Consider the following 13,783-nt stretch of genomic DNA (forward strand, 5'->3'; position numbering starts at 1 on the left):
TAGTCGATCGCAAATTTGTTAACGAGCTGGGATTTTAATTAACCCATACGCGACAATTTTTGATTTAAGGCAGCTAATGGCGTATTGATGGCACCAATAATGAGGTACACCTGACGACAGTTTGTTGATTTACGCCGCTATGTTGTGCTTCGGATATGGCAAAATAGCAGGACTATAGCTATCAGGGAGTAAAGCTCGTGCTGGATAAACTGCGTTCACGTCTCGTACAATTTGGTCCATCAATGCTGAGCGTGCCGGTAAAACTGGCCCCGTTCGCGCTTAAACGCCAGGTGCTGGAGCAGGTGCTGAGCTGGCAATTCCGCCAGGCGCTGCAGGACGGTGAGCTGGCGTTCCTGGAAGGGCGCTGGTTAAGCATTGACGTCCACGATATCGGGCTGCGCTGGTTTACCTCTGTTGAGAATGACCAACTGATCGTCCGTGAGTCCGCCGAGGCGGATGTGAGCTTTAGCGCCAGCGCCAGCGATCTGCTGATGATCGCCGCGCGTAAGCAGGATCCGGACACACTCTTCTTCCAGCGCCGACTGGTTATCGAAGGCGATACGGAACTTGGTCTGTACGTAAAGAATTTAATGGATGCCATTGAGCTGGAGCAGATGCCAAAAGCGCTGCGTGTGATGTTGATGCAAATGGCAGATTTCGTTGAGGCGGGGCTGAAAACCCCGCCGGAAAGTAAACACACTTCAGTAGGTGAGCCATGCTGATTCGAGTCGAAATTGGGATTGATGCACCGGGAATCGATGCGTTGTTACGCCGCTCTTTTGCGCGGGATGACGAAGCGCAACTGGTCCACGATCTCCGCGAAGACGGCCTGATTACGCTGGGGCTGGTTGCCACCGATGACGAAGGTCAGGTGGTGGGCTACGTTGCCTTCAGCCCGGTTACCGTTCAGGGCGAAGAGCTACAGTGGGTAGGAATGGCACCGCTGGCGGTTGATGAACACTACCGCGGCCAGGGGCTGGCGCGCCAGCTGGTTTACGAAGGGCTGGACTCGCTCAACGAATTTGGCTATGCCGCCGTGGTGACGCTGGGAGATGCTACGTTCTATGGCCGTTTAGGCTTCGAACCGGCAGCGCATTACGATCTCCGCTGCCGCTGGCCGGGAACGGAATCCGCCTTCCAGGTGCACCGTCTGGCGGATGACGCGCTTAACGGCGTGAACGGTCTGGTTGAGTATCACGACCATTTCAATCGCTTTTAATCAGGCTCTCGCGAAGCGCCTCAAAGGAGCCGTCTCCGGTGACGAGGCGCTCTTTCTGACGCTTCGTCAGCTGCTTAATGCGGTATTCCATTCTGAGCGCCAGCGATCTGTCGCCAACGGGCGCTGAAAAGGCGAGCTGTAATTCCCCTTTCCCCCGCAGCGCTTTGGCACCTTTCCCCGTTTGATGTTGCAGAAAACGCCGCGCCACATCGGTAGTGATCCCGGTGTACAGGGCGTTATCGGCGGTACGAACAAGATAGAGAAACCAGCACACGGTAAACAGATTCAGTATGTTAAGGTGAACGCACCTTAGCATGAGAGAGAGCGAAAATGGAAACTCTGACCACCATTAACCGCTGGCTGGCAAAACAGCATGTCGTCACCTGGTGCGTGTATGACGAAGGTGAAATGTGGTGTGCAAACGCGTTTTATTACTACGATCCCGAGCGTGTCGCCTTTTATGTCCTGAGCGAGGATAAAACCCGTCATGCGCAAATGTCGGGTTCGCAGGCGAAGGTGGCGGGCACGGTGAACGGCCAGCCTAAAACGGTTGCGCTGATTCGTGGCCTGCAATTTAAAGGGGAGATCCGCCGCCTGGACGGAGAAGAGAGCGACGCGCAGCGAAAACGCTACACGCGCCGCTTTCCGGTTGCCATTGCGCTAAAAGCTCCGGTGTGGGAAATCCGCCTTGATGAGCTGAAATTTACCGACAACACCCTGGGCTTTGGCACAAAGCTTCACTGGCTACGCGCCGAGCAGGCGTAGCGCTTCACGGTTAAACGCGGGCAGATCGTCCGGGGTCCTGCTGGTGATCAGCTGGTCTTTGTCGTTCACAACCTCCTGATCGTAAAACTCAGCCCCCGCATTTTTCAGATCGATAACGATCGGTTTCACGGCCGTGAGTTTACGCCCGCGCACGACATCTGCGCTGATGAGCAGCTGCGGACCGTGGCAGATGGCAAAGACCGGTTTGCCCGTCGAGACAAAGTCTCGCGTGAAGGTCACGAACCGTTCATCCCCACGCAGGGAATCCGGTGAATGACCGCCGGGTAACAGCAGGGCATCGAAATCTGACGGGCTGACGTTATCGATGGTTTCATCGATGGTCACGCTGGCTTCGCCCTTATGGCCTTTCACCGTTTTACCCGCCTCTTTCTCAATGGTGATGACCTCATGTCCTGCCTTGCGAAATGCCTCGGCTGGCGAGGTGAATTCTGAATCTTCAAACTCGTCGGTGATCAAGACTGCGATTTTCTTGCCCATGCTTCCTCCGTTGTTTTGGCTTCAGACAGATTTTTCTCCGCTTGTGGTAAATACTTACCTGTAACAGACTTCTAAGTGTGGTCGACGACGCTGAGTTCGCAAACGGACAATTCTGTAAAGGGGAGATGAGATGAGTCAGGTACTGATTACCGGCGCGACCGGGCTGGTGGGCGGACATCTGCTGCGGCTGCTGCTTCAGGAGCACCGGGTTAACTATATTGCCGCCCCGACGCGTCGGCCTCTCGCGGATATCTCCGGCGTCTTTAACCCCCACGACCCGCAGCTTACCGATGCACTGGCGCAGGTACAGGATCCTGTTGATATCGCCTTTTGCTGCCTCGGTACAACGCTGCGTGAAGCGGGCAGTAAAGAGGCGTTTGTGCATGCGGACTACACGCTGGTGGTCGATACGGCGCTGACGGCTAAAAAGCTGGGGGCAACACATTTTGTGGTGATCAGTTCGCTCGGTGCCAATGCCGGGTCACCTTTTTTCTACAACAAGGTGAAGGGCAAAATGGAAGAGGCGCTGATTGCCCAGAAGTGGGAGCAACTGACCATTGTTCGCCCCTCCATGCTGCTCGGGCATCGGGATGAACGCCGTTTTAACGAATCGTTTTTCGCGCCTCTGTTCCGCATCCTGCCGGGTAACTGGAAATCCATTGAGGCAGCGGACGTGGCGCGTGCGATGCTAAAAGAAGGGCTCTCGCCATCGAAGGAGGGCGTGAATATCATCCCGTCGGCAAAACTGCGTGAAATCGCACAGGGCGAGGCGTAAACTCCCCCGGCTAATAACCTACTACTCTCCGGGGAATGCTATGACTGGTCAGTCTTCATCTCAGGCGGCTTCACCTGTTCAATGGTGGAAGCCCGCGCTCTTCTTTCTCGTGGTCATCATCGGCCTCTGGTATGTGAAATGGCAGCCGTATTACGGTAAAGCCTTCACGGCCGCCGAAACGCACAGTATCGGAAAATCTATTCTCGCTCAGGCTGATTCCAGCCCGCTTCAGGCGGCGTGGGATTACGCCATGATCTATTTCCTTGCCGTCTGGAAAGCCGCGGTACTGGGCGTCCTGCTGGGCTCGCTGATTCAGGTGCTTATCCCGCGTCACTGGCTGGTGAAAACCCTCGGTCAGCCCCGCTTTCAGGGTACGCTGCTGGGGACGATTTTCTCCCTGCCGGGCATGATGTGCTCGTGCTGTGCGGCGCCTGTGGCCGCCGGGATGCGTCGTCAGCGCGTCTCGATGGGCGGTGCGCTTGCTTTCTGGATGGGGAACCCGTTGTTAAACCCGGCGACGCTGGTGTTTATGGGCTTTGTGCTGGGCTGGCATTTCGCCATTATTCGTCTGGTGGCCGGGCTGCTGACGGTGCTGGTCGTGGCGACCCTGGTGCAACATCTGGTGAAAGACAAAACCGTAGCGCCTGCGTCAGTTGACGTGGATATCAGCGAACCGCAGGGCGGCTTCTTCGCGCGCTGGGGCAGGGCGCTGTGGCAACTTTTCTGGAGCACCATTCCGGTCTATATCCTGGCGGTTCTGGTGCTGGGCGCGGCGCGCGTCTGGCTGTTCCCGCATACTGACGGGGCTATCGACAACACGCTGCTGTGGGTCGTTGCAATGGCCGTTGCCGGTTGCCTGTTCGTGATCCCAACGGCCGCTGAAATTCCCATTGTTCAGACCATGATGCTGGCCGGGATGGGCACCGCGCCTGCACTGGCGCTGCTGATTACCTTGCCTGCAATCAGCCTGCCGTCGCTTGTCATGTTGCGTAAGTCATTCCCGGCGAAAGCGCTGTGGCTGACCGCGGGGCTGGTGGCGCTGAGCGGGGTGATAGTAGGAAGTATTGCACTGGTATAAAAAAAGCCCGGTAGCGTTACCGCTTACCGGGCTTTCTGTCAGACGTTCTGGTTACTTGATGTAGGTGAAGGCGGTGGTGACGTGTTTCACGCCGCTCACCCGGCTGGCGATATCGGCCGCCGCTTTCCCTTCACGGTCGGTGACCAGACCCAGCAGGAACACTTCGCCGTTTTCCGTTGTCACTTTCACGTTTGAGGATTTCACCTGGTCCGAGCCCAGCAGCTGGGAGCGAACTTTGGTGGTGATCCAGGTATCAGACGACGCGGTACCCAGGCTGATTGGCTGCCCCTGACGGATTTCATTGAAGACTTCCGTGGTGCCCTCAACGCCCATTGCGATCTGTTTTGCGCGGCTGGAGAGTTCGGTATTCGGCGACTGGCCCGTCAGCAACACTTTGCCCTGATAGGCCGTGACGTTGATACGCGCTTCTTTCTTGATTTGTTCGTCTTTCGACAGCGCACTGTTGACGCGCAGCTCCAGCGTACCGTCATCGACCTGTGTCCCTACGGAACGCGGGTCGGTTGCCGCTTTAGTACCAACCGCGGCGGTACCCACGACAGCCGCAGCGATACATCCCTGAAGCAGTAATGCAGACATAAGGACTGCGAGGGTCGATAAAGCCTTCATAAGAACTCCTTAATCATCCTGGTGAGGGAAAAGCGTGTTATCGATCAAATCGCATAAGCAGTTCACCGTGAGCATATGCATCTCCTGAATGCGCGCGCTACGGTGAGAGGGAATGCGGATTTCAACATCCTGCGGCCCAAGCAAACCCGCCAGCTCACCACCGTCATAGCCTGTTAAGGCAACGATAGTCATGTCGCGGGTGACGGCGGCTTCAACGGCTTTGACAATGTCCCGGCTGTTGCCGCGCGTGGAGATTGCCAGCAGAACATCTCCGGCATGACCCAGGGCTCGCACCTGCTTTGCGTAAATCTCATCATGCAGACGATCGTTAGCAATCGCTGTTAAGACCACATTATCGGTATTAAGTGCAATGGCGGGTAAACTCGGTCGTTCTGTTTCAAAACGATTGATCATGCTGGCAGCAAAATGCTGTGCGTTGGCGGCTGAAGTGCCATTGCCACAACAGAGGATTTTGTTGCCGTTGAGCAGGGATTGCACCAGCGTCATGGCGGCACGAGAGATAGCGTCCGGAAGGGCTTCCGCCGCTGCAATCTGAGTCTGGATGCTTTCAGTGAAGCACACTTTAATTCTTTCGAGCACGTTATCCCTTTTAAATCTTAATTATGCGTCTTCGCCAAAAGCGTTTTTCAGCCATTCGATCGCATTGCCGGTGAAGGCTACCACATCGAACCGGCAATCCACAGTATCAAAACTCCCATTATGGCGGGCAAGCCACAAGTGGGCAGTCTGTAATAATTTATGTTGTTTGGCGAACGTCACGCTGGCGGCAGCGCCGCCAAAACGGGAAGACTGTCGGTAGCGAACTTCTACAAACACGATGACCTCACCGTCTTTCATGATGAGGTCGATTTCGCCGCCACGTCCGCGAACGTTAGCGGCGATAAAGTGCAGTCCTTTGCCTTCAAGCCAGCGACGCGCTTTTAATTCCCACGCGTCACCGGTCTCTTTACGGCTTAACTGGCCGGGACGATTTGCCCCTGCTGGTATTTGAGCCATGATAACTTCCTGTTAATCACACAATCCTGAGTGGCCGTCAGATCGCCGGTATTGCCGTTAAGCTCAAAGCCCGGCACCTGACGCATCTGGGTAAAGTGGTTCGCCAGTGCCCAGGCATCGACACCCATGGCATACAGACGTGCCAGAGAGTAGTCGTTGCGGACGGTGCTCAGCGCCTGCTGCATCAGTGCCGGGTTGCTGCCTGCGAGCATGGGAATCTCGCTGTACTGCAGGCCGTCCATCTCCAGACGGAAATCCGGGCCGGCGGTACCTTGCGCGCTGCGTGAACTGGCGTACAGCGTTGCGCCGCTCTGGCTACCGTTACGCATTGCAATCATCGGTTTGATGAAGGCGATTTCCTGCGGGGTGGCAACGATATACGCTGCATCCACTTTACCGCCACCGCTGATCTGCGCGTCGGTAGGTGGCGCAGGGATCGACAGACCGCCAATGGTCACACTCTGCTGCTGCGGCAGGCTTGCGCTGACCGGGCTGCCGTTGAGGGCAATGCCCGCTCCGCCATTGACGCCCGCGCGCAGTTCAGACGCGGAGCCGAATTTCTGCTGCAGCACAATGCCGCCGCCCAACTTCTGCCACTCATCGGCAAAAGCATTAGCAACGCGATCCCCCAGCGTACTGCGTGGGATGAGCAACAGCGGAGCCTGTTTACCCTGCTCGTGAATATGACGCGCCGCATCGCGGGCTTCATCTTCCGGCGACAGCGCGAAGTAGCAAATATTGGCACGGTTCTGAACCTGCTCTGGCTGGTTGAGTGCCAGCACGTTCAGCGTGGTATTGCTCTTCATCAACTCTTCGACATTGTTTTTCAGCAGCGGGCCGACAACGATGCTCGCACCATCCTGTTGAACCTGCGCCAGTACCTGGTCAAGCGGCTTCGAACTGGTGTCGTAGATTTTCAGCTCAGCACCCGGGTTCGCGCTGGTGGTGGCCACCGGCGGTGTTTGCGCGACAGGTTGTGCCGTTTGTTCTGCGGGCTGTGCAGGCTGAACGTTCTGCGGTTGAGGTTGTTCAGACGCGGCGTCAGTCGCCGGAGCTGCTTGAGTTTCAGCCGGCGCTGGCGTTGCCGTCGTAGGGGCCGTTACCGGGTTCTGCATCGTTCCCTGTGCCGGCGTCTGCGCGGTGGTCAGGTCACTGGTTTCAGCGGCGGAAGGGCTGACCACGTCGTTCACGTTTGCCGCCTGTGCTGCCTGGGTCGGTACTGCGCTGCCCGTCACTGGCGTCGTGCCGTTTTTCGCGGCTTCAAAACCCTGCTGAATAGTGCGACCGAATACCGCCGCCTGACCGTTTAAGGGCAGAAGGAGTGCAATCTTGCTGGTCGAGGCCGGCTTAAAGTTCTGCACGTTTACCAGCTGCGTCGGCAGCATTTTCGCGCCCGGATTCTGCGGGTAGCGGGTCTGCCAGTCAGTGATACCGGCTTTCAGCATCTTCGGATCGTTGCGGTTGTTAAACCACATCTGCTGCAGATCCAGCCAGCCCTGCAGGACGTTTTCATCTGCATTGATCACCAGTGCACGCGCCTGCTCCTGCGTCATAGAGGCCAGCGCCTGCCACGTGGCATCGATATTTTTCTGCTTATCAGCCCCGCCGAGCAGAGGCTCCTGGGCGATCAGCGCACGGAGCAGCGTCAGGGAAGGGCGGCCCTGTTCAGCGGTAATGCCCGCCTGCCAGAAGCGAGCCTGCTGATTTTTGTCCAGCGCGCTCACGTCGATATCCCCGAGGATCTTTTTCGCGGCATCGTAATCTTTCAGCGCGACTTTCAGCTCGGCAGAGAGCAGGCTCTGCTCACGACGCTGAACATCATTCAGATCTTTTGGCAACTGGTTGAACAATTCGGCAGCCTGCTGGGTTTTCCCCTCTTTCAGCAGTGCACGAATGGCGAGTAATTGCCAGTTGGTCTTGGTATCATTTGAACTCTGCGACATTTGTTGCAGATAAAAGCCAGAGTCAGCCTGAGCAGAACCCTGCAAATGGGCGGTGCTCTGGTCGGGTGCCTGGGTGCCACAGCCTGCAAAGATCAGGGCTGCCAGCAGGAGCGGCACGCTGCGCGTGGCTTTTTTTCGAAGAAACGTTAACGGTACCATACTGTATCCAGTGATTTTTTTTACGCAATGCTCAATATTAAATCGGCAATACGGACGAAACAATGAAACAACACGAAACGGCAGATAATTCTCAAGGCCAGCTCTATATTGTACCTACTCCTATCGGGAATTTATCTGATATTACCCAACGTGCGCTTACCGTATTGCAGGCTGTTGATTTAATTGCCGCTGAAGATACCCGACACACAGGCTTACTGCTCCAGCACTTCGCCATTAGCGCGCGTTTGTTCGCGTTACACGATCACAATGAGCAACAAAAAGCCGAAACGCTGGTGGCGAAGCTGAAAGAGGGGCAGAACATTGCCCTGGTCTCCGATGCGGGTACGCCGCTGATTAACGATCCCGGCTACCATCTGGTGCGTACCTGCCGTGAAGCCGGGATCCGCGTGGTGCCGCTGCCTGGCCCATGTGCGGCTATCGCGGCGCTGAGCGCTGCGGGTCTGCCTTCCGACCGCTTCTGCTATGAAGGTTTCCTGCCTGCCAAATCCAAAGGCCGACGCGACGTGTTAAAAGCGCTGGAAGCTGAACCGCGCACCCTGATTTTCTACGAATCTACGCATCGCCTGCTGGAAAGCCTGGAAGATATGGTGACCGTCTGGGGGGAAGCCCGCTACGTGGTGCTGGCACGCGAGCTGACCAAAACCTGGGAAACCATTCACGGCGCACCGGTAGGAGAACTGCTGGCGTGGGTGAAGGAAGACGAAAACCGCCGCAAGGGCGAGATGGTGCTGATTGTCGAAGGACATAAGGCGCAGGAGGACGCATTGCCTGCCGATGCGCTTCGTACACTTGCGCTGCTGCAGGCTGAACTGCCGCTCAAGAAAGCGGCTGCGCTGGCGGCAGAGATCCACGGCGTGAAGAAAAACGCACTGTATAAGTATGCGCTGGAGCAGCAGGCGTAATATATCGGCCCGGCAATCACGCCGGGCCAGTTTATTTTACTTCGCGGGAATGGCCTCGTACACCAGCGTTTCCAGCGGCTGCAGCGTAATCACCACGGCCTTTTGATACTCTCCTGGTACGCTTGTGTTACTGCCGTACACGGCGTTCAGACTGAACTGCGCCATGCCCCCTGTCGGGATTTCAAAGTCTTTTGCCAAATCCAGATAATAGCTTTGCGGCTTGTCTGACGGGTTTCGCAAGCCCAGAATGGCTTTGTCTTTGCTCCAGGAGGCCCAGCCGTAAACCTCAAGCGCCGTCGGGTCGCCACCGATCCAATGCGTATCCACCAGCACGCTGGTGTTATTTCGCGCCCATTTTGCTGCCTGCGCCAGGGTGTCCCATTTCACCTTATTCAGCATTGATGGCGTGATATATAACTCCTGCAGTTGCGTCCCTGTGGCGAAGTAGCTCCAGACCTGATCGGCAAAATCGCTGTCCGTTTGCACCTTCTCCAGTCCGTAATAGGCATTTTCCGCGCTGACTATCCCGTGGTACATCAGCGAGTTCAGCGGGAACAGTGGGCCTTTACGCACAATAGAGCGGTATGTTTCAGCATCGCGGTAGGTCATCCACTGCTGTACCGGCGTGCCGGGGCCGTAAAGGTTGATGTCATCCCCCTGACGCCAGATGGAGTCGGCATAGAACAGCCAGGACGGGCTGGCGTCGGTACCGGTTGTCAGGTTGATAAACAGATTGGGGTTTGCGCTGCGCATGTTATGCAGCAGGGCGATAGACGCATCAAAATCGGACGCGAACTGGCTGCCAGTAATATGCGAGTTGGCGTTACCCATCCCGTCGAGCTTAAACGAGGTGATATGTTCGTTTTTAATCAGCTTGATGATCTGCTCATTGAAGTTTTTGAAGTAGCGCGGGCCCGAGAGAGCCAGCTTCCCGTCTACCGTTTCAAAGCCGTATTCTTTGGCGTGGGAGACGCGAATATCGCGCGGCTTATTATAACCTCCCCACGGTGAGAGCCACAGCCCGACGGAGCTGTGCAGACTGTCCGCTTTTTCCCTGACCTTACCAAAGCCGTGGCTGAAGGCCGGGCCAAACAGCCAGCGTCCGGTACGATCGTCCCAGCCATCGTCCAGCAGGAATGCATCCAGCGCCACGCCGCGTCCGGTGATAAATTCTTTATTCCACTCATCCATCCGCCCCAGCACATCCTGTTCGGTGTAGGGGTTAAAGAAGCCGATATCCATCCAGCTGTTGTAGTGCAGATAGGGTTTGTACGCCCGTGGACGCACGGCGTCGATAAACTGGTTTACGCTACGGCGCAGCTGGCTGGTTTCAGGGAACGTACCAAAGTAGGTGGTAAAGCTGACCGGCGCGTCGGGCTGAACCGGCGTTTTCAGCTCCACGTTCAGATTGGTCGTCGCTTCATAGGCATACGTATTAACGATGGGCTTATCCGGCAGGATAAAGAACGAATCAGCAATAATGGGCGAGCTGTTGATGGCGCCATCAACGTACGGTGCCTGAGACTGTTTTTTCGTCGGGAAGAAGGTGATTTTCGCCACCTCTCGCGGCTGGCCGACGGCCGCAATGGTGTAATCAATACTGGCATATTTTCCCTTCACCAGATTCAGCTTCACCGTCACGTTAAAATCCGGACGGGTGAAATCAATGACAATCGCGTTGGCCTGTTTTTCTACATGCTTAATTGTAAAATCTGCGGTGTGAATTTTGGTCTCATCCGGCAGGGTCAGAAAGAACAGCTCCTGCGGCGTGAGCGGATGGTTAGCCGTTTTGTCTTTCACTACCACCGTTGAACTGGCGTCATCAAACGAGAGGGCAATGGAGTCGTTATCGAGCGCGTATTGCGCTGCCGCCGCGCCATGAGAAACACACAAGGCAAGCATCGAGAGTGTGAGCACTTTTTTCATCAGGGTAAGATCCTTATTAGTAATGCTTCAGCATTCGGGTGATGGACTGCTCCAGCCAGTAGCGCTGGGTGCCGAAATTAATGCGCAGGTAGTGTTCGCCGTTTTGGACGTAGTGGCTGCCATCTTCGAGGACGACGCCAGCCTGATGGGCGAAATGTCGGGTCAATTCAGTGGCGCTACGTTCATCTGCGCTGACGTCAACCCAGGCCAGATACGATGATTCCGGGTTCATCATTTTCCAGGCCGGGAAGTGGGTCTGGATGGCCTCTGCCAGATAGCCAGCGTTACGGCGCAGATAACCATTCAACGCGTCGAGCCATGGCAGACCATGCTGGTAGGCAAGAATAATTCCCCATATCCCGAATATATTGGGTGAGGTGATGGCGTTCTTCTCAAGCTGGTGGCGAAAGCGCTGGCGCAGGGTGGCATCCGGAATGATGGCGTAGGAGGTTTTCAGCCCGCCAAGGTTGAACGCTTTATTCGGGGAGGTCAGCAGGATCAGATTGTCCTGCGCCGCGCAGCCGGATGCCAGACAGCTGACGAAATGACCGTCCAGAATATGTTCGGCGTGGACCTCATCAACCATCAGAAGTGTGCCGTAGCGTTGACAGAGGTCTGAAACCTGGCGTATCTCATCGGCGTGCCAGATCCTGCCGGAAGGGTTATGCGGCGAGCAGAAGAACCACAGTTTTGGACGGTATGTTCTGAGCTGTTCTTCCACCAGATTAAAATCAAGCTGGTAGCGATTTTCCCTCACGCTCAGTGGGTTTGCCAGTATCGCTACCCCCTGACGCTGGGCGGCCATGGCAAACGGATCGTACACCGGTGTGTTCATCATCACCGTGTCGCCAGGTTTACAAAACGCCTGAACCGTATAATGCAGCGTGGAGACGGTACCGTACGTCAGCGTGATCCACGATTTATCGACGTCAACATGATGTCGTTCGCGCTGGAAGGCGATAACCGCATCGTAAAATTCGTCAAAGCACCAGGTGTAGCCGAAGGTGCCATGCTCCACGATGCGCTGGAAACCTTCTGTCACGGCAGGTGGGGAGGTGAAATCCATATCGGCAATCCACAGCGGGATAAAACCTTCAGGCACATCACCAAAGCGCGAGCGAACAAAGGCGTGATCCCATTTTCGACACCGGTCGCTTTTACGCTCAATGATTTCGTCAAAATTAAACACCACAACCCCCTGTTAAATTAAGGCTTCAATGCCGGTTTTTACGCTTTGCACCTGCGGGCCGATGATCACCTGGACGCTGTGCGCATCCAGCACCACAACCGACAATGCACCGGCCTCTTTTAACGCCTGCTGGTCGATGAGACTCATGTCTTTCACCACCAGACGCAGCCGGGTAATGCAATTATCAAGCGACTCGATGTTCTCTTTACCGCCGAGCGCACGCAGGATAAGCCCATGATCGTATTTCGATTTTCCGCGTGCCCGGGTATTGGCCTCGACGGCTTGCTGTGCACCCTGGGTGTCCACTTCACGGCCCGGCGTTTTAATATCGTGTTTGAGGATGTACCAGCGGAAGACGAAGAAGTAGAGGGCAAACCAGGCAATGCCTACCGGGAATACCAGATACCATTTGGTCGACATTCCTTGCATGACCCCGAAGATAAGCAGATCCAGAATGCCGCCGTCGGTGTTGCCGATGGTCACCCCCAGCAGAGCCATGACCATCAGGGCCAGGCCCGACATCACAATATGGAAGGCGTAAAGGGCAGGAGCGATAAACAGGAACAGGAATTCAATTGGCTCGGAGATCCCGGTGACGACGGAGACCAGCACGCCGGAGAGCAGCAGGCCTTTAATCACCGGGCGGTTTTCCGGGCGGGCCGTGCGATAGATGGCGTATGCCACCGCCGGTAAGCCGAAGATAAAGGTCGGCATAAAGCCCTGCGACAGGAACGCGGTAACGTGCGGGCTGAACGGCAGACCCGCTTTCAGTTCGGCGTAGAAAATGTTCAGCGCCCCGGCGACTTCATGACCATTGACCATTTCAATACCGCCCGCGGGCGTGAAGCGCACCATCGCCAGCAAAATATGGTGCAGGCCAAAGGGTTTGAGCAGTAGTACCCCCACGCCGTAGAGGAACGGGCCGAACACGCTGGTGCTCTGGATAATATGGCCAATCCCGGTAATGCCCAGCGCAACATACTCCCACAGCAGGGGAATAAACAGCCCCACCAGTGAGAGGGTGAGGGCGGTGATAATCGGCACAAAACGAATGCCGCTAAAGAAGGCGAACGCGTCGTGTAAAACGGTGTCCTGAAAACGTTCGTGCAGGAAAAAGGTAATGACCCCAACCACGATACCGCCCAGCACACCCATCTCCAGGGTTTGAATGCCCAGCACCATCGATTGCCCGACTTGTCTCATGGAGGCGGCATCGGCAAGCTGGTGGGTCGCAATCAGGTAATAATTGATGCTCATGTTCATCAGCATATAGCCAACAAACCCGGAAAAAGCGCCCACTGCTTTGTTGCGTCTGGCCAGCCCCATTGGGATCGCCATGGCAAACATGAGGGGAAGATAGGTAAAGGCGAAGCCGCCGACCATGGCAATAAAGCCAAAGGTGAGCTGAGTTAATTCGCCGCCCAGAAAGGGGAAACTTTTGAGGGTGGAGGGGCTGGTAACAGAACTACCGATACCCAGCAATAACCCCATAAAGGCCAGAAGGGAGACCGGGAACATAAAGGTCTTTCCCAGGCTCTGAAAAAACTCCCACGCTTTCGATTTAAACGACTTTTCCTGTGTCATGTAGGGACTCCTCGGAATTATTTATCGTAATGGAAGGCGCTGTCTGGCTTAAGGACGCGCCTTCATATTTGCGAGGCTTA

The 13,783-nt window shown here is 55.9% G+C and carries 15 protein-coding genes; 6 read left to right on the forward strand and 9 right to left on the reverse strand.

The window, feature by feature from the left end; translation table 11 throughout:
• Positions 1–197: 197 nt before the first annotated feature.
• Positions 198–722: a ubiquinone anaerobic biosynthesis accessory factor UbiT gene (gene ubiT / locus QRN24_RS16805; RefSeq protein ID WP_032679042.1), complete on the forward strand. Its 525-nt coding sequence runs from the start codon at positions 198–200 to the stop codon at positions 720–722.
• Positions 716–1,219, forward strand: coding sequence for a GNAT family N-acetyltransferase (locus tag QRN24_RS16810; RefSeq protein WP_020883545.1), 504 nt, complete (start codon positions 716–718; stop codon positions 1,217–1,219). Before ubiT ends, QRN24_RS16810 begins: the two co-directional genes overlap by 7 nt.
• Here QRN24_RS16810 and QRN24_RS16815 read toward each other — a convergent pair.
• Positions 1,206–1,535, reverse strand: a complete 330-nt coding sequence (locus QRN24_RS16815) for a GIY-YIG nuclease family protein (RefSeq protein WP_014171769.1) — start codon at positions 1,533–1,535, stop codon at positions 1,206–1,208. The genes QRN24_RS16810 and QRN24_RS16815 overlap by 14 nt on opposite strands.
• A 14-nt stretch (positions 1,536–1,549) precedes the next feature.
• Here QRN24_RS16815 and QRN24_RS16820 point away from each other — a divergent pair, with 14 nt between their 5' ends.
• Positions 1,550–1,984: a YhbP family protein gene (locus tag QRN24_RS16820; RefSeq protein ID WP_044866070.1), complete on the forward strand. Its 435-nt coding sequence runs from the start codon at positions 1,550–1,552 to the stop codon at positions 1,982–1,984.
• Here QRN24_RS16820 and QRN24_RS16825 read toward each other — a convergent pair.
• A complete protein-coding gene (locus tag QRN24_RS16825; protein WP_014171767.1) occupies positions 1,964–2,482 on the reverse strand; it encodes a type 1 glutamine amidotransferase domain-containing protein in 519 nt (172 codons plus the stop codon). The two genes, QRN24_RS16820 and QRN24_RS16825, sit on opposite strands and share 21 nt — an antisense overlap.
• Positions 2,483–2,612: 130 nt before the next feature.
• Here QRN24_RS16825 and QRN24_RS16830 point away from each other — a divergent pair, with 130 nt between their 5' ends.
• Together QRN24_RS16830 and QRN24_RS16835 are read left to right on the forward strand one after the other, a co-directional pair.
• Positions 2,613–3,257, forward strand: a complete 645-nt coding sequence (locus QRN24_RS16830) for an NAD(P)H-binding protein (protein ID WP_047355536.1) — start codon at positions 2,613–2,615, stop codon at positions 3,255–3,257.
• A gap of 40 nt (positions 3,258–3,297) precedes the next feature.
• Positions 3,298–4,335 carry a permease gene (locus tag QRN24_RS16835; RefSeq protein ID WP_284942889.1) on the forward strand — a complete coding sequence of 346 codons (1,038 nt, stop codon included), beginning with the start codon at positions 3,298–3,300 and terminating at the stop codon, positions 4,333–4,335.
• Positions 4,336–4,386: 51 nt separating this feature from the next.
• Here QRN24_RS16835 and dolP read toward each other — a convergent pair whose 3' ends face one another.
• The 4 genes from dolP to QRN24_RS16855 are packed head-to-tail and all read right to left on the reverse strand — an operon-like array spanning position 4,387 to position 8,081.
• Positions 4,387–4,962 carry a division/outer membrane stress-associated lipid-binding lipoprotein gene (gene dolP, locus QRN24_RS16840; protein WP_014171764.1) on the reverse strand — a complete coding sequence of 192 codons (576 nt, stop codon included), beginning with the start codon at positions 4,960–4,962 and terminating at the stop codon, positions 4,387–4,389.
• 9 nt (positions 4,963–4,971) lie between these two features.
• Positions 4,972–5,562, reverse strand: a complete 591-nt coding sequence (gene diaA, locus QRN24_RS16845) for a DnaA initiator-associating protein DiaA (protein WP_003861754.1) — start codon at positions 5,560–5,562, stop codon at positions 4,972–4,974.
• Positions 5,563–5,583: 21 nt separating this feature from the next.
• The gene (locus QRN24_RS16850) at positions 5,584–5,979 is read right to left on the reverse strand and encodes a YraN family protein (protein WP_020883549.1); all 396 of its coding nucleotides are present in this window, start codon (positions 5,977–5,979) and stop codon (positions 5,584–5,586) included.
• Entirely contained in the window at positions 5,937–8,081 is a 2,145-nt protein-coding gene (locus QRN24_RS16855) for a penicillin-binding protein activator (RefSeq protein ID WP_183516736.1), read from the reverse strand. The genes QRN24_RS16850 and QRN24_RS16855 overlap by 43 nt, the downstream gene beginning before the upstream one ends.
• A 62-nt stretch (positions 8,082–8,143) precedes the next feature.
• Between QRN24_RS16855 and rsmI the strand changes: the two genes are divergently transcribed.
• On the forward strand, positions 8,144–9,004 hold the full coding sequence (gene rsmI / locus QRN24_RS16860; RefSeq protein WP_284942890.1) for a 16S rRNA (cytidine(1402)-2'-O)-methyltransferase: 861 nt from the start codon (positions 8,144–8,146) through the stop codon (positions 9,002–9,004).
• A gap of 36 nt (positions 9,005–9,040) precedes the next feature.
• On the opposite strand, the gene QRN24_RS16865 is transcribed toward rsmI, so the two are convergent.
• Genes QRN24_RS16865 through malX form a run of 3 tightly spaced genes read right to left on the reverse strand, consistent with a single transcriptional unit; the run spans position 9,041 to position 13,703 of the window.
• Positions 9,041–10,930, reverse strand: a complete 1,890-nt coding sequence (locus tag QRN24_RS16865; protein WP_284942891.1) for an alpha-galactosidase — start codon at positions 10,928–10,930, stop codon at positions 9,041–9,043.
• A 16-nt stretch (positions 10,931–10,946) separates the two neighbouring features.
• Complete coding sequence (locus QRN24_RS16870) at positions 10,947–12,119, reverse strand: MalY/PatB family protein (RefSeq protein WP_284942892.1); 1,173 nt, start codon at positions 12,117–12,119, stop codon at positions 10,947–10,949.
• Positions 12,120–12,131: 12 nt separating this feature from the next.
• On the reverse strand, positions 12,132–13,703 hold the full coding sequence (malX, locus tag QRN24_RS16875) for a maltose/glucose-specific PTS transporter subunit IIBC (protein WP_032679035.1): 1,572 nt from the start codon (positions 13,701–13,703) through the stop codon (positions 12,132–12,134).
• Positions 13,704–13,783 lie beyond the last annotated feature (80 nt).

The organism is Enterobacter sp. MEB024 (genome assembly GCF_030209635.1).
GTDB classification, from domain to species: Bacteria; Pseudomonadota; Gammaproteobacteria; order Enterobacterales; family Enterobacteriaceae; genus Enterobacter; species Enterobacter ludwigii.